Annotated in this window: 11 protein-coding genes; 9 read left to right on the plus strand and 2 right to left on the minus strand. The window is 68.3% G+C overall.

Going from position 1 to position 15,973, the window contains the following annotated elements; translation table 11 throughout:
• The first annotated feature begins 22 nt into the window (after positions 1 to 22).
• The 7 genes from ACFYO2_RS44235 (at position 23) to ACFYO2_RS44265 (ending at position 12,071) form a co-directional block, all read left to right on the plus strand.
• Positions 23 to 2,005, plus strand: coding sequence for a dipeptide ABC transporter ATP-binding protein (locus tag ACFYO2_RS44235; protein ID WP_388361685.1), 1,983 nt, complete (start codon positions 23 to 25; stop codon positions 2,003 to 2,005).
• Positions 2,006 to 2,209: 204 nt separating this feature from the next.
• Positions 2,210 to 3,523 carry an NtaA/DmoA family FMN-dependent monooxygenase gene (locus tag ACFYO2_RS44240; RefSeq protein ID WP_388361688.1) on the plus strand — a complete coding sequence of 438 codons (1,314 nt, stop codon included), beginning with the start codon at positions 2,210 to 2,212 and terminating at the stop codon, positions 3,521 to 3,523.
• Positions 3,524 to 3,586: 63 nt separating this feature from the next.
• A complete protein-coding gene (locus tag ACFYO2_RS44245) occupies positions 3,587 to 4,903 on the plus strand; it encodes an NtaA/DmoA family FMN-dependent monooxygenase (protein WP_388361691.1) in 1,317 nt (438 codons plus the stop codon).
• A gap of 12 nt (positions 4,904 to 4,915) precedes the next feature.
• Positions 4,916 to 6,118, plus strand: a complete 1,203-nt coding sequence (locus ACFYO2_RS44250; protein WP_388361694.1) for an MFS transporter — start codon at positions 4,916 to 4,918, stop codon at positions 6,116 to 6,118.
• A 124-nt stretch (positions 6,119 to 6,242) separates the two neighbouring features.
• Positions 6,243 to 7,121, plus strand: a complete 879-nt coding sequence (locus ACFYO2_RS44255) for an ABC transporter permease (RefSeq protein WP_388361697.1) — start codon at positions 6,243 to 6,245, stop codon at positions 7,119 to 7,121.
• 29 nt (positions 7,122 to 7,150) lie between these two features.
• On the plus strand, positions 7,151 to 8,146 hold the full coding sequence (locus ACFYO2_RS44260) for an ABC transporter permease (protein WP_388361699.1): 996 nt from the start codon (positions 7,151 to 7,153) through the stop codon (positions 8,144 to 8,146).
• A gap of 100 nt (positions 8,147 to 8,246) precedes the next feature.
• A complete protein-coding gene (locus ACFYO2_RS44265) occupies positions 8,247 to 12,071 on the plus strand; it encodes an ABC transporter ATP-binding protein (protein ID WP_388361701.1) in 3,825 nt (1,274 codons plus the stop codon).
• Positions 12,072 to 12,142: 71 nt separating this feature from the next.
• On the opposite strand, the gene ACFYO2_RS44270 is transcribed toward ACFYO2_RS44265, so the two are convergent.
• Entirely contained in the window at positions 12,143 to 12,916 is a 774-nt protein-coding gene (locus ACFYO2_RS44270) for a GntR family transcriptional regulator (protein ID WP_388361703.1), read from the minus strand.
• Between the two features lie 177 nt (positions 12,917 to 13,093).
• Complete coding sequence (locus tag ACFYO2_RS44275; protein ID WP_388361706.1) at positions 13,094 to 13,600, minus strand: riboflavin kinase; 507 nt, start codon at positions 13,598 to 13,600, stop codon at positions 13,094 to 13,096.
• Positions 13,601 to 13,876: 276 nt separating this feature from the next.
• Here ACFYO2_RS44275 and ACFYO2_RS44280 point away from each other — a divergent pair, with 276 nt between their 5' ends.
• Together ACFYO2_RS44280 and ACFYO2_RS44285 are read left to right on the plus strand one after the other, a co-directional pair.
• Positions 13,877 to 14,128, plus strand: coding sequence for a hypothetical protein (locus tag ACFYO2_RS44280; RefSeq protein WP_388361708.1), 252 nt, complete (start codon positions 13,877 to 13,879; stop codon positions 14,126 to 14,128).
• A 430-nt stretch (positions 14,129 to 14,558) separates the two neighbouring features.
• Complete coding sequence (locus ACFYO2_RS44285) at positions 14,559 to 15,872, plus strand: NtaA/DmoA family FMN-dependent monooxygenase (RefSeq protein ID WP_388361711.1); 1,314 nt, start codon at positions 14,559 to 14,561, stop codon at positions 15,870 to 15,872.
• Positions 15,873 to 15,973: the final 101 nt, after the last annotated feature.

Below are 15,973 nucleotides of genomic sequence, written 5' to 3' on the forward strand. Positions count from 1 at the left end.
CCAGGCTGAGGAGGGCACCACCATGACCAGCACCAGCACTCCCGGGAACAGCGCCGCGGCACTCGCCGAACCACCGACCGCGTCACGCGCTCGGGTGAAGGACCTCACGGTCACATTCAGCCGTCGAGGGGTGCCCGTCCACTCCCTGCGCGGCGTCACCCTGGACATCGCCCCCGGCGAGATCCTCGCCGTCGTCGGTGAGTCCGGCTCGGGCAAGAGCGTGATGGCGCTGGCCCTCCTCGGGCTGCTCGCGGGCGACCCGATGCCCGTCGTCACCGGAAAGGCCGAGGTGTGCGGCGTCGACATGGTGTCCGCGTCGGACGAGGAGCGGCGCCGCATGCGCAAGCTGCACCTCGGCGCGGTGTTCCAAGACCCCATGACCTCGCTCAACCCCACGATGCGCATCGGTCGCCAGGTGGTGGAGGCGGCCGGGTCCGAGGAGGAGGCGCTGCGGCTTCTCGACCTGGTCGGCGTCCCGGACCCCAAGCGGCGCATGAAGGCGTTCCCCCATGAGCTGTCGGGTGGGCTCAGGCAGCGCGTGATGATCGCCATGGCGGTCGCCGGCAAGCCCGACCTGGTGATCGCCGACGAGCCGACCACGGCACTCGACGTGACGGTCCAGGCCCAGGTCCTCGCACTCATCCGCGACCTCTGCGACAAGCTCGGCACCTCCTTCATCCTGGTCACGCACGACATCGGCGTGGCCTCGCAGGTGGCGGACCGGATCGCGGTCATGTACGGCGGTCGGGTGGCCGAGATCGGGAAGACGGAGGAGGTCCTGCGAGCACCGTCACATCCCTACACCGTGGGCCTACTGAACGCCCGGCTGGATCTCGACCTGCCGACCGGCCGGCCGATCCCGGCGCTCCCGGGTGAACCTCCGGACCCTCGGGCACACCCACAGGGCTGTGCCTTCGCGCCCAGGTGTTCGGCGGCGATCCACGACTGCGCCGTAACGCTGCCGGTGCCGACCCCCGCAGCCACGCACTCGGGTGTGGCGGCCTGCATCGTCCCCGGAGCGACGAGCCAAGAGGCGGTACTCGCCGCCGCACCGTCGTTCCGGCCCATGGCCGAGGTCGACGACACCGCTCCCGCGCTGCGGATCAACGGCGTCGACAAGCACTTCACGGTCAGACGCGGGATGCTCAAGAAGGACGAGCTCCACGCGTTGCGCAACGTGATTCTCGAGATCGCTCCCGGCGAGTCGATGGCCGTCGTGGGCGAGTCCGGGTCAGGGAAGTCGACGCTGCTCCGCGTCGTCGCGGGGCTGATGGAGCCCGACGGCGGGGATATCGAGCGACTCGGCGGCCGGCCTCAAATGGTGTTCCAGGACGCCGGTGCCTCGCTCACGCCCTGGCTGACCGTGGGCGAGATCGTGGGCGAGCGGCTGCTCAAGGAGAACAACAGGGCAGACCGCCGGGAGCTGGTCGACCGGGCGCTGCGCCAGGTGGGGCTTCCCCCGGACGTGGCCGGCATCAAGGCGGGCCTGCTCTCGGGCGGTCAGCGCCAGCGGGTGGCGTTCGCCAGGGCCGTCATCGTTCCTCCGAAGCTGCTGCTGTGCGACGAGCCCACCTCCGCTCTGGACGCCTCCTTGGCCGCCTCCGTGCTCAACCTGCTTCAGGACCTGCGGCGCGAGCTCGGGATGGCCGTCATGTTCGTCACCCATGATCTGGCCGCCGCGCGCTTCATCTCCGACCGCACCGCGGTGATGTACCTCGGGCAGATCGTCGAGCTGGGGCCGACCGAGGAGGTCATCAGCTCCCCCAAGCACCCGTACACCAAGGCCTTGCTCGCCGCGATCCCCACGCCTGGGGCCGCGCCCGTGCGACTCCCGGGCGAGCCGGCGAGCCCGCTCTCCGTGCCATCGGGTTGCTCGTTCCACCCGCGCTGCCGCGAGCGGATCGACCGATGCTCCACCGAGGCGCCGTTCCTCTACTCCATCGACGGCGTCGGGGGCCGGGAGGCCTCGTGTCATCTCGTCAGCGTCCCCGCGAACCAGGGATGACCAGGCGTGGTTCACCCCGTCCACCGAGGGGCGGACCACGGTCGCAGCGGCGCAATGCGAGTGCTATGACGGTGCATTCGTCATGACACCGGCGCTGGATGTCATGGGTTCACCACGGATCAGGACACGCAATGGAGCGGTGCCGACCTGCCCGGCGATCTCGTTCGCGGCAGCGGAGGCAGCAGGAGAGGCAGGAAGAGGCACATGACGAAGTTCCACCTGGGTTGGTTCATGAACTTCACGCCGCCGGACTGGCAGTCCGAGTGGGCTTCCCCGGACGTGAGGAACTGGGCCAACGGCAAGTTCCACGTCGACATGGCCCAGTCGATGGAACGGGCCTGCTTCGACTTCATGATGATCGAGGACACCGTCATGGTCGCCGACGCCTACGGCGGCACCATGGAAGGCTCCCTCAAGAACGCCGTCTTCGCGCCCAAGCAGGACCCCATACCGCTGGCCGTCATGGTCGCCGCCAACACCACCAAAATGGGCGTCGTCGCGACGATGTCCACATCCTTCTACCCGCCGTACCTGCTGGCCCGCGCCTGCTCCACCGTCGACTCCATCGCCGAGGGCCGCTTCGGCTGGAACATCGTCTCCTCCGCCGAAGACCGCGCCGCCCAGAACTTCGGCCTCGAAGGCCTGCCCGAACACGACGAGCGCTACAACGTCGCCGAAGAGTACTTCGACGTCGTCAACCAGCTATGGGACTCCTGGGAACCCGACGCCGTCGTCATGGACCGCGACACCAACACCTTCGCCGACTACCGCAAGGTCCGCACCATCGACTTCGACGGCAAATACTTCAAGTCCCGCGGCCCGCTCAACACCGTCCCCTCACCCCAGCACCGGCCCACGTTTCTCCAGGCAGGGGCCTCTCCTCGGGGCCGCGCGTTCGCCGCAGGCGCCGCCGACGCCATCGTCGCGGTCGGCACCGGCACCGCCGGCATGAAGGAATACCGCGACGACATCCGCGCCCGCGCCGAAGCAGCCGGCCGCAACCCCGACGACATCAAACTCCTCTTCTGCGTCTGCCCCACCATCGCCGCCACCGAAGCAGAGGCCCGCGCCGAGGTGGAACGGCTGACCTCGTCCGACGCCTACATCGAGAAGACCCTGGTGAGCATCTCGGCCAACACCGAGATCGACTTCAAGCAGTTCGACCTGGACGAGCCGCTCCCCGAGGGCCTGACCACCAACGGCGAGCGCGGATCCCTGGAGCACTTCATGCGGGGCGACGGCACCCCCGGCCCCAAGACCCTTCGCCAGCTCGCGATCGACTGGGCCAAGACAGGCGTCGAGTTCGTGGGGACCGCGAAGCAGGTTGCCCAGCAGATGGGCGAGGCGATGGAGGAGATCGGCGGCGACGGCTTCCTCATCATGAAGCCCGGCTGGGATCTGAATCGGAAGTACATCCATTCGATCACCGACGGCCTGGTCCCCGAGCTCCAGCGCCTGGGCCTCACCCGTACCGAGTACACCAAGTCCACCCTGCGCGAGACGCTCCGCGAGTTCTGAGCCCGCCGCAGACATCCCCGGACTTCCACCACAGCACCGCGCCACGACCGCGTAGGAGACATCATGCCGAAGAAGTTCCATATGGGCTGGTTCATGAACTTCATCCCGCCGGAGTGGGACAGTGAGTGGGCTTCCCCGGACGTGAAGAACTGGGCCAACGGCAGGTTCTACGTCGACATGGCCCAGTCGATGGAACGGGCCTGCTTCGACCTGATCATGATCGAGGACACCGTCATGGTGGCCGACGCGTACGGCGGCACCATGGAAGGCGCGTTGAAGCACTCGGCGTTCGCGCCCAAGCAGGACCCGATCCCGCTTGCCGTTCTGCTCGCCGCCAAAACAGCCAAGATGGGCGTGGTGGCGACGATGTCGACGTCGTTCTACCCGCCGTACCTGCTGGCCCGCGCCTGCTCCACCGTCGACTCCATCGCCGGGGGCCGCTTCGGCTGGAACATCGTCTCCTCCGCCGAGGACCGCGCCGCCCAGAACTTCGGTCTCGAAGGCCTGCCCGAACACGACGAGCGCTACAACGTCGCCGAAGAGTACTTCGACGTCGTCAACCAGCTGTGGGATTCGTGGGAGCCCGACGCGGTCGTCATGGACCGCGACACCAACACGTTCGCCGACTACCGCAAGGTCCGCACCATCGACTTCGACGGCAAGTACTTCAAGTCCCGCGGGCCTCTCAACACCGTGCCCTCACCCCAGCACCGCCCCGCGTTTCTCCAGGCCGGAGCCTCTCCCCGGGGTCGCGCGTTCGCCGCAGGTGCCGCCGACGCGATCATCGCGGTCGGTACCGGCATCGCCGGCATGAAGGAGTACCGCGACGACATCCGCGCCCGCGCCGAAGCGGCCGGCCGCAACCCCGACGACATCAAGCTCCTCTTCGTCGTCTCTCCCACCGTCGCCGCCACCGAAGCCGAAGCCCGCGCCGAGGTCGAGCGGCTTCACAACCACCCGTCGTACATCGAGAAGTCGCTGGTGAACATCTCCTCCAACACCGAGATCGACTTCAAGCAGTTCGACCTGGACGAACCGCTCCCCGAGGACCTGACCACCAACGGCGAACGCGGATCCCTTGAGTACTTCATGCGGGGCGACGGGAGTCCCGGCCGCAAGACGCTGCGCGAGTTGGTGCTGCACCGTGCCAAGCGGGGGCTGGAGCTGGTGGGCACGGCGGAGCAGGTCGCCAAGAAGATGGGCGAGGCGATGGAGGAGGTCGGCGGCGACGGCTTCCTGATCAGCAAGCCCGGCTGGGACCTGTCCCGCAACTACATCAACGCCATCTGCGACGGCCTGATGCCCGCGCTCCAGCGCCAGGGCCTCACCCGCACCGCGTACACCAAGTCCACCCTGCGCGAGACCCTCCGTGAGTTCTGATCGTGTGCGGGTGTGAGCGCACCGCACACCTCCCACGCCAGCCCGCCGGCCCGGTTCCGGCAGTCGGCCGGGCATCAGCTGACGATGGTCCTGGTCGGATTCGTGATGGCCATGACCGCGCCGATCGAGCTGCTCTACGCGATCAAGCTGGGACTCAGCCCGGTCCTCGTCACCGTGTTCATCGTGAGTTCCGCGGCCGGGCTCATGCTGGTCGACGTCCTGGGAACGCGGGTCGTCACCCGGATCGACGCTCGCTCGACGGCTGTCGTCGGGATGGTGCTTTTCGCAGTCAGCGAGGCCTGTTACGGGCTGGCTGACCGCGCGCCTGAGCTGATCGCCGCCCGGGTCCTCCAGGGGCTGGCCAGCGCGGTGGTCGCCGGCGCGGCGTTGCAGGTGACGGTGCGGATGCGCGCTCGCCCGCATCGCGCTCTCGGCTCGAACGCGAGCCTGCAGATGCTCGGCGGCTCCGTCGGCGCTCCGGTCGGCGGCCTCTTGGCCACCCAGTCCGCGGGGATCGACGGCTACCGGCTCGCCTTCGCGGTCTGCTGCGGAGCGGGACTGGCGGCGGGCGCGCTGGTGGTCCTGCTGCTACCGCGTCTTCCCGCCCCGTACGAACTCGGCCGACCCCGTGTCGGTCTGCCCCGACTCGCTGTCGGCCGGGCCGTCCGCGTCGCGCTCGCGCTGGGGCTCATCGGCAACTACCTGCGGAGTGGGATCGAGAACACCGCTTTCCCGCTGATCGGGGACGCGGCGAGTCTCACCCCCGCGGGCATCGGAATCTCTCTGGGCGTGCTCTCCATGGTGGAGATCGTGGTGCTCGGCACCTCGGGCACGCTGTTCGAGAAGGTCCGTCCCGCTCACGCGCTCGTGTGGGCACTCGCGCTCGGTGTGATCGCCTTGGGTGCCCTTCTGGTCGCACATTCGCTCAGTGGCTTCCTCACCGCGGCTGTGCTGTTCGGCCTCGTCGACGGAGTCGCTCTGGCGGCACCACCGGTGCTGGTCGTCGCCACCAGCCCGGACCCGTCGATCGCCGTGGCCAACTACCGGATCGCCTGCGGCGTGGGCTCGTTCAGCGGCTCGGGCAGCGTCAATCTGCTCTTCGGGGCGCTGGGAACGACGGGGTGCGTGATCGGTGGGGGGCTCGTCCTGCTGTCCGCGGCTGTGCTGGCCGGGTCGAGACCCCTGCGGGAAACGCACGCCGCACGCGCGCAATGAACCAGCAACTTGAGTGAACTTTCAATGATACCACCGGGAGATGGACTTGCCTCCCGACGGACCCATCACAAGCCCGTGAACCGCAGGGTCGAGGACGAGCGGGCCGTTCAGTCACGGAGGAGCCATGGCCATTGCTGAGCCCTACGTCGCCAAGGATCTGGTCCCGGTCGGGACCAGATTCGGTCAAGGCCTCAGACAGTATTTCCAGGGCACACCGGTTGCCGGCTGGGTCGCCTTCACCGCGCTGGCAGCGATGTTCCTCATCGCGGCCTTCGCCGAGGCCATCGCGCCCTATGACCCCCTGGTGCCGGCCGGGGCACCGATGTCCGCGCCCGGATCCGGCTATCTCCTCGGGACCGACACGGTGGGACGTGACGTACTCAGTCGCGTTCTCGTCGGCATGTCCACCAGCTGGTGGGGCGCCCTGGCGGTCGTCGCCTCCGGTGTCTTCTTCGGTGGGCTGGTCGGTCTCGTCGCCGGGGCTGCCGGCGGCATCGTCGACAGCGTCCTGATGCGGATCACCGACGTGTTCCTGGCCCTGCCCGGGCCGATCCTGGCGGTCGCGGTGGTGGCGGCCCTCGGCCCGTCCTACTTCCACACACTCGTCGGCGTCTCGATCGTGTGGTGGCCGTTGTACACGCGCATCATCCGCGCGGAAGTACGCAAGCTGCGGGCCTCTCCGCACATGGAGGCGGCCAGGATCTCGGGAGCCGGACCGGTGCGCCGGCTCACCAGGCACCTGCTGCCCGGCGCCGTCCCCACCACCATCATCACCGCGAGTCTGGACGTGTCGGCGCTGGTGCTGATGCTCTCGAGCCTGTCGTTCCTCGGTCTGGGTGCGCCGCAGCCCGCGCCCGAGCTGGGAGCGATGAGCGCACAAGGCATGACCAACATCTTCAGCGCGTGGTGGATCCCCGTGTTCCCCGCCGCGGCCGTCGCACTGATCGCCATCGTGAGCAACTTCGCCGGCGACGCACTCAGGGACCGCATCCGTGACCGCTGACCGGTACAGACGAACGTGGAGGTGACATCATGCTGCTGATCTTGGGTCGTCGGCTCCTCGGAGCGCTTCCTGTCCTGATCGCGCTGGTCCTGGTGGTCTTCGTCCTGCAGCAGGTGGCGCCGGTCGACCCCGTCGTCGCCCTGGTCGGGGAGAAGGCACCCCCGGAGGTGTACGAGGCCGCCCGCCAACAACTGGGACTCGACAAGCCGTTGCCGGTGCAGTTCTTCCACTACCTGGCAAGTGCGGTCCAGGGTGACCTCGGGACCTCCTCGGTGACGCGCACGCTGGTCGCGTCGGACATCGTGAAGTTCCTGCCGGTCACGCTGGAGCTCGTGTTCATGTCTCTCGTGCTGATCGCCGTGATCGGGTTCTTCCTGGGGCTGGCCACGGCGCAGCGGTGGCCCGGATCGGGGGTGCTGCGGGTGGTGATGATCTCCGGCGCGTCGGTGCCCGTGTTCCTGGCCTGCCTGATCGCGATGCTGGTCTTCTACCGCTGGATCGACGTCCTGCCCGTCACCGGCCAGACATCGGCGTACGACGCACCATCGGGCCCGACCGGCTTCCTCCTGGTCGACAGCCTGGCGGCGGGCCGGCCGAGCCTGTTCTTCGACGACCTGAAACATCTCATCCTCCCGGCGTTGTGCATCGCGATCGGACCCGCGGTGGCCGTCGGCCGCGTTCTGAGAAGCAGCCTGGAGGGCACCCTCCGAGCGGAGTACGCCCGTACTGCCAGGGCCAAGGGCCTGAGCGGGACCGAGGTCCTCGTCAAGCACGCACTCCGCAACGCCCTCGGCCCCGTGCTCGCGCTGATGGGACTGCAACTCGCCGGAATGATCGGGAACAGCATCCTGGTCGAGGCGATCTTCGCCAGACCCGGGATCGGTCTGTACATCTCCCAGTCGATCAGCAAGGGAGACTTCAACACCATCGCCGGAATCACGCTGGTCGTCGGCCTTCTCTACGTCGTGGCCAACATCGTCGTCGACGTCCTCCAAGCCGCGGCCGATCCGCGGATCGCCGTCTAGAGGGGGCCAGGGGCGCAATCGGCCGGCAACGCATGGGAAGGGGCGCGGAAATCCGCGCCCCTTCTCCTGTGCCCATGACCACGACCACTCTCATACGCCCGTGACCGCTCCACTCGACATGCGCGAAGCAGACTCCCCCGAGCCCGACCTGGAGGTGGAGGCGGAGGTGGAGGTGGAGAACCAGCGTCGTCCGGTGTACGCGCGCGGGACCCTCCAACTGCTGGCACCCGTGCTCGACCGGCGGGCCTGCTTCCGCATCTGGCTCGGCGTCGGATTCGCCGTCGCCGCGATGGGCCTGATGGGCCTCGTACCGCTGATCCAGCAGGTCATCCTCGACGACACGATCCTCTCCGAGAAGCGTTCCAGAACCGTGTGGATCATGCTCCTGCTCGTCACCGGACTTGTCAGCTTCGTGGCGAACTACCTGCGCCGCACGATCGGCGGGCGAGCCGCCGTGCACGTCCAGCGGGACCTCCAGATCAAGCTGCACCGGCACATGCAGTACCTGGACGCCTCGCGGCGCGACGAGATGCGTGCCGGGGACGTGATGTCCCGCGCGACATCGGACCTCACCCTGATCCAGATGTTCCTCCAGCAACTGGGCCTGGCCTACGGCAACGTCACCCTGCTCGTCGTGTCGCTGGCCGTGATGGTCGCCCTCTCCCCGCTGCTGGCAGCGGTGATGGTGGTGGCCGTACCCATGTTCCTCGCCGTGGCCATGACGTTCCGCAGCCGGTCGTTTCCCGCGAGCTGGATGGACCAGCGGTTCCAGGGCAGCGTGGCCGGGGTCGTGGAGGAGGCGGTCACCGGAGTACGGGTCGTCAAGGCTTTCGGGCAGGAGGAGCAGGAGCAGGCATCGCTCAACGGCGAGGCGCGCAAGCTTTTCCAGTCCCGGCTCCGCACCGCGAGGATCACCGCGGTGTTCGGCGCCGGCATGGACGCCATCCCCGGTCTCACCCAGCTGGCCATCCTCGGCTTCGGGGGCTGGCTCGTCATGGAGGGCCAGGTCTCACTCGGCGTGTTCCTCGCCTTCTCCAGCTACGTCCTTCAGCTGGTCGCCCCGGTGCGCTTCCTGTCCGGTCTGATGGCCACCAGCCAGCAGGCGCGCGCCGGCGCCCAGCGGGTCGTCGAGCTGCTGTCGACGCAGGCCCGCGTGCAGGAGCGTCCCCACGCCGTCCGGCTGGAGGACCCCGCAGGCCTGGTCGAGCTCCAGCATGTCGACTTCCATTACCCCGGCGGCGAACGCGTGTTGCACGACATCTCGCTGCGGGTGAACCCGGGAGAGCGGATCGCCATCGTGGGCGCCTCGGGTTCCGGGAAGTCCACCCTGGCCCACCTCATCGCACGGTTCCACGACCCCACGTCGGGAGTGGTGCGCATCGACGGCCGCGACATCCGCGAGTACACCCTGACCTCGCTGCGCGCCGCTGTCGGGATCGTGTTCGAGGAAGGCTTCCTCTTCTCGACGACGATCCGCGACAACATCGCGTTCGGCAGACCGACGGCCACCGTCGACGAGGTGGAGCACGCGGCCGTCGCGGCAGGCGCGCACGGCTTCATCTCGGGACTCCCCGACGGCTACCACACCGCCGTGGGCGAACGCGGCTTCACCCTGTCCGGCGGGCAACGGCAGCGACTCGCACTCGCCCGGGCGGCACTGACCAACCCCCAGGTGCTGATCCTCGACGACGCCACGTCCGCCATCGACGCACGGACGGAACACGCCATCCACCGCTCGCTGGGGGAAGTCCTCGCCCATCGGACGACCGTGCTGATCGCCCACCGGCACTCGACCCTGCGTCTGGCGGACCGGGTCATCGTCCTCGACCGCGGCCGGATCGTCGACGTCGGAACCACCGAAGAGCTGCTCGCTGGCTCCCCGCTCTTCCGTGAGCTGCTGACCGGACCCGACGCGGACTTCGAGGAAGAACCTGAGGAACCGGTCACCGAGCTGGACCGACCCGCCTGGCCCGAGGACGTGTCACGGCTGGGCGCGCCCAAGATCAGCAGCCACACCAGCGAGGCCGCCACGCGGGCGGCGTCCGGCTCGCACGGCCCCGGCATGAGCGGCGACACCTCGACCCTCGCTGGCCTGGCCACCGTGTCGCCCACGCTGCTCAAGGCCGTGGAACGCCTTCCCGAACTGCGCGGCGAGCCCGACATCGACCTCGCGGAGGCAGTCGCGCCGCACGACCGGTTCACCATGGGGAGCGTCTTCCGGTCCTTCACCAAGCCGCTGCTGCTGGCCTCGGTCATGGTGGTCGTCGACGCCGTCTCGTGGATCTCGACGCCGGTGCTGATCAGACTGGGCATCGACCACGGCGTCCTGCATCACTCCCAACGGACGCTGGCCTGGATCTGCGTGGCCCTCCTGGCCATCCAGGGCGTCATCTGGGTCAACAGCAGGGTGATGATCTACTTCGCCCAGCTCATCGCCGAACGCATGCTGTTCGGGCTGCGGGTGCGCACGTTCGCGCACCTGCAACGACTGTCGCTCAACTACTACGAGCAGCACATGGCCGGCAAGATCATGACCCGGATGACCTCCGACGTCGAGGCCTTCGCCCAGCTGTTGCAGCAGGGACTGCTGACCGCGATGGTGAGTCTGTTGGCGTGTGCCGGCATCGCCGTCGGACTCGTCGTCTTCGACGCCCAACTCGCCCTCGCGGTCTCGGCGGTACTGCCGGTCCTGCTGGTCTCGACGCTGTGGTTCCGCTCCGCCTCGGGGAGGACGTACCTGATCGCGCGCGACCGGGTGTCGATGCTCTACGCCGACATGCAGGAGAGCCTCGCCGGCGTCGCGGTCAGCCAGGCCTACTCCCAGCAGCAGGCGAACGAACAGCGGTTCGCGGTGCTGGCAGACTCCTACTGCGAGGCCCGGATTCGCTCGGCCGAGCTGATGGCCCGGTTCTTCCCGCTGCTCCAGTTGCTGAGCACCGTCGCCAAGGCCATCGCGCTCGTGGTCGCCGCTCCGCGTGTCATTGCGGGTGACCTGTCCTACGGGCTGTTGATCGCCTTCCTGCTCTACCTCGACCAGTTCTTCACGCCGATCCAGCAGCTGTCCTTCGTCTTCGACCAATGGCTGCAGGCGAAGGTCGCGGTCGTCCAGCTGCGAGAGCTCCTGCAGACGCCGACGGGTACCCCGCTCGCCGAGGACGCCGTCGCCCCGAAGCGCCTGTCCGGACGGATCTCCCTGGACCACGCGACGTTCGCCTACGAGAGCACCGGCCTGGTCGCGATGGACGACGTGAGCCTCGAGATCCCGCCCGGGCAGGTCGTCGCCCTGGTCGGCACCACCGGTGCGGGCAAGTCGACCCTGGTCAAGTTGGTGGCCCGGTTCTACGACACGTCTGCGGGCACGGTGAGCCTCGACGGCATCCCGATCAAGCAGCTCGACCTGGCGGCCTACCGCCACCAGCTCGGGTTCGTCCCCCAGGAACCCTTCCTGTTCTCGGGAACGATCCGTTCCAACATCGCCTACGGGAACCCCGAGGCGCCGGACCTCCTCGTGGAACAGACCGCCCGCGCGGTGGGCGCGCATGCCTTCATCGCCGAACTGCCGCTCGGCTACCACACCCCGGTGAGCGAGCAGGGCCGGTCACTGTCGGCCGGCCAACGCCAGCTGCTGAGCCTGGCCCGGGCACTCCTCGTCGACCCCGCGATCCTGCTGCTCGACGAGGCGACGGCCAACCTGGACCTCGCCACGGAGGCACGCGTCCAGCGAGCGATGGGACTGGTGGCGCGGGGGCGTACGACGCTGCTGATCGCGCATCGGCTCCAGACGGCACGAGCCTCCCAGCGCATCCTGGTCGTGGACAACGGGCTGATCGTCGAGGACGGCTCCCACGACGAACTCCTCAAACTCGCAGGCCAGTACGCGGCGCTGTGGGCGGCGATGGTGACGAGTGCCGCCCGCAGCGAGTGAGGACAGCCCACGACCCCATCCGCCAGGCGGGTGGGGTCGTGGGCTGTCCTCGGCAGGCTGATCGGCGGGTGTCAGCCCGTTCGAACGGCGTGGGTCTGGAAGGCGATCAAGTCGCTCCGCAGCCGGAACTGCGACAGCGCCCTGGCCTGGCCGTGCTCGTCCTCCAGGACGTCTTCCAGGAAGAGCATGGGCGCTCCGATGTCCACACCCACCAGCCGCGCGGACTGCGCGTCGGCCGCGGTCGCACCGATCGTCGTCGACTTGGTTCCGCGGATCCTGATGTCGAAGTGCTTCTCCAGGAACAAGATCGCGTCCGGTTCGTCGACGACGACGTCCCGGGACTGCTCGGGGCTCAGCGCGACGTAGCTCACCAGGATGCCCAGCACCAGTTCGTGCCGCAGGACGAGCGACTCCATCATGAGCACGGTCCAGTCCCCCACGAGCTGCAGTCGCTCACGCACCAGGCCCGGACAGCCCAGGATCTGGTAATCCAGGGCACGGAGCTGGGTGTGGACGGCCCGCTCGCCGCCGAAAGCCTCGACGGGGGCGATCTGGTTGATCCGCAAGGTCGTCACGTGGGCAGAGCGCGTCCCGCGCTTCGGGCTGCGCGTGACCAGACCGTCCTTCGCCAGGAGCTGCAGGACCGCACGCACGGTGTTGCGGCTGGCCGACAAGGACTCGGTCAGCTCACTCTCGACCAAGTACAGGCTCTCGGGACTGCTTTGCAGGGAGGAACGCAGCAGGTCGTAGGCCCTGCGCATGGAGTTGTTCAGCCGGTCCGGAGTCTGTCGGTGCCGTTGGTACACCGTCTCGGGGCGCACCGGCCCGACAGGGTGGGTCGACACCGTTGGCGGCCTCGGTTGTGCGCCCTGACGGGGCAACAGGTCATCTGCCACGAGGAAACCCCCTTCGAAGAGGCGTTCGTCCAGCCTGGCCATGGAAGCAGTGGAGTGTTGCCTGAATCGTCCTCGAATGCGACGTACGTATTGCGCTCCGGTGACCCTCGGACAACAGAGCGCCACTCAGGGCAAGTCGGCGATGCCGCCGGATACTTGCGGGCGCGCGTTCGCGTGCAGCCAGAGCCGGGCATCGGCGATGTCCTGATGCATCTGTGTCACCAGCGCATCGACGTCGGAGAAACGGCGCTGCGGTCGGATCCTGTGATCGAGCCCTACGCGCAGCCACTGACCGTAGAGGTCGCCGGAGAAGTCCAGCAGGTGTGCTTCGAGGACACGGATCCCGTCGCGACCGTAAAAGGTGGCCCGCCGGCCGACCGACACGGCCGCCCCGTACGTGGCGCCGTCGGGCAGGTGCACCAGCCCGGCCCACACTCCGTCGCTCACGTTCTCGTCGTCCAGCACGAGGTTGGCGGTGGGGAAGCCGAGTTCGCGGCCCCGCCGGTCGCCGTGCTCGACCCGTCCCGCGATGAGCCCCGCCTGCTTGGTCGTTGACCTCTCCGAGTTCCGGCGAAGCTTCGGTAGCACACCGAACGGCACGCGGGGGACGATGCTGCCCAAGATCGAGTCCATCTTTGTCTGCTCCTTCGGCACAGGGGGGGACGGAGTGGTCGAGGATTGTCCAGGACCAGTGCGACGGACCGCCATTGCGGGCGGACGAGTCGGCGGTGACATATGGATTACGCCGTCTGTGGCGCTGTGACGCGCACCCTGCCGACGCGCCTTCGGACGTCGGCAAAGGGCCACAGCACGCCGCCCTTCTCCCTCGAAGCTCCGCCGGGCCCGGCGCAAAGGGCCCGCAACCGGAGAGTGACTCTCGAGCAACAGCGGCGCGCTTGACTCCCCGGCATGAAGGTTGAAGACACCAGGTACGGGCGCTGGCACGGCGCTCGCCGCAAAAGGCCGCGTGACCATCGCGTCATCGCATCCGACCGGGCCACTCGCCGCATCCGGCTGCTGATCGATGCCGCCCGGCAGGCCGGCCCCAGCGAGCTCAACCACGAGTGGCTGGCCGACCGAACAGGGGTCCCCCTCGGCTACCTCGTCTGGCGGTATCCCACCACCGCCGACCTGTCCGCCCTCCGATCGCTGTCCACCTGACCCGCGCTCCGGTCCGGAGGCACGCCTACCGGCCGGCAACCCGCGGCCACCGGCCAACCGGTGGCCGGAGCGGTGAGGGCGGGTCCCCGCCAAGGGATGTCCCGAGGCCGGGACGGGCGCTGCCGAGCATGGCGTAGTGGTGCCGGTACGCGGCGACCGGCAGCCCTGTGTCCTCCAGAGCCAAGCTCCACGGACGGCCTTTGACGCCGTGATCACACCGGCCACGACGAGATGCCACCTCTCCATCAACGGTCAGACCTCGCCCACAAGGTCGAGGTCTCCACGAGTCGTGAACGATCGAGGTTCAGTTCCCGGAACTGTGCCAGGGCAGCCCTTGCCTCTTGCCTGGTGACAGGACACGCCGGCAGCGCAATGCGGGCGCAACTGCATGACTCGGTGCGCGGAAACATCGGAGAGCCAGGTTGGGGTCATGTTTCATTTGGGCTGGTTCATGGGCAGTGGCTTCAGCGTTCAGACCTGGGCGATGGACCCGTGGGCGGGTAATACCGGCCACGACTGGATGACGGGCGACCTGTTCGTCGACCTGGCAGCGGCGCTGGAGCGGGCTCGCTTCGACTACCTGCTGGTCGAGGACACGAGCATGGTCGAGGACGCCTACGGCCGCTCGATGGAGACGACGCTCAAGTACGGGCTGCTGGCCCCGAAGAGCGACCCCGTCCCGCTGATCCCGCTGCTGGCGCAGCGGACGAAGCACATCGGCATCGCGGTGACCTTGTCGACGAGCTTCTACCACCCCTTCATGGCGGCCAGGACGATGACCACCCTCGACCACCTCACCGAGGGGCGGGTCGGGTTGAACGTGGTCACCGGGAGCTCGTCGCGCGCGGCGCAGCAGTACGGGTACGACACGCTGATGCAGCACAGCGAGCGGTACGAGATGGCCAAGGAATGGATGGAAGCCGTCGGGGCGTTGTGGGACTCGTGGGAGGAGGGTGCCGTCCTCGTCGACCAGGAGACGCCGCGCTACGCCGACCACACGAAGGTGCACCCGGTCGATTTCGAGGGGAAGTACTTCAAGACCCGCGGGCCGCTCAACACCATCCCCGGGCCGCAGCGCCGACCGGTCATCGTGCAGGCCGGGGCCTCGCCCGCGGGCCGTGACCTGGCCGCCAAGTACGCCGAGTCGATGCTCGCGCACGGCACCAGCATCGAGCAGATGAAGGCGTTCCGGCAGGACATGCACCGCCGTATGAAGGAGTACGGTCGCGATCCGAGCACGCTGAAGATCCTCTTCCTCATCGACCCGGTGCTCGGTGACAGCGATCGCGTCGCGCAGGCGCGCGTGGAGGACATGAAGGCCGCCCGCTGGAGCGACCAGGCGATCGAACGGGGGCTGTGGGGGCTGAGCTACACCTCCGGCGGAGAATTCGATTTCTCCACGTTCGACCTCGACAAGGAGGTCCCGGACGTCTGGGGCAACGGCGAGACGAGCACCCTGCGTACGTTCATCGAAGGCGCCCGCGGCAAGACGCTGCGCGAGGCCATCGCCACCGTCGACACCCACGCCGGCCTCGCGTTCGTCGGCTCGCCCGACACCGTGGCGTCGAAGATGGGCGAGGCGATGGAGGAGATCGGCGGCGACGGATTCCTGTTGTCGCCAACCGTCACACGGCGCAACATCGCCGAGATCGCGGACGGCCTGGCGCCCGCCCTGCGCAAGCGCGGCCTCATCAGGGACGGCTACAACCACAGCACGTTCCGCGAGAACCTCCTCGATTTCTGACGGCGCAATAGGAGAGGTACTGATGCGACGCGACTGCGTCACCTGACGCAGTTCTACTGCTCGGAAAAGTGGAGGCACGCCAGCGCATGCCGTGCTTTCAG

Origin of the sequence: Streptomyces sp. NPDC006602, from assembly GCF_042870385.1 — a bacterium.
In the GTDB taxonomy this organism is placed as follows: Bacteria; Actinomycetota; Actinomycetes; order Streptomycetales; family Streptomycetaceae; genus Streptomyces.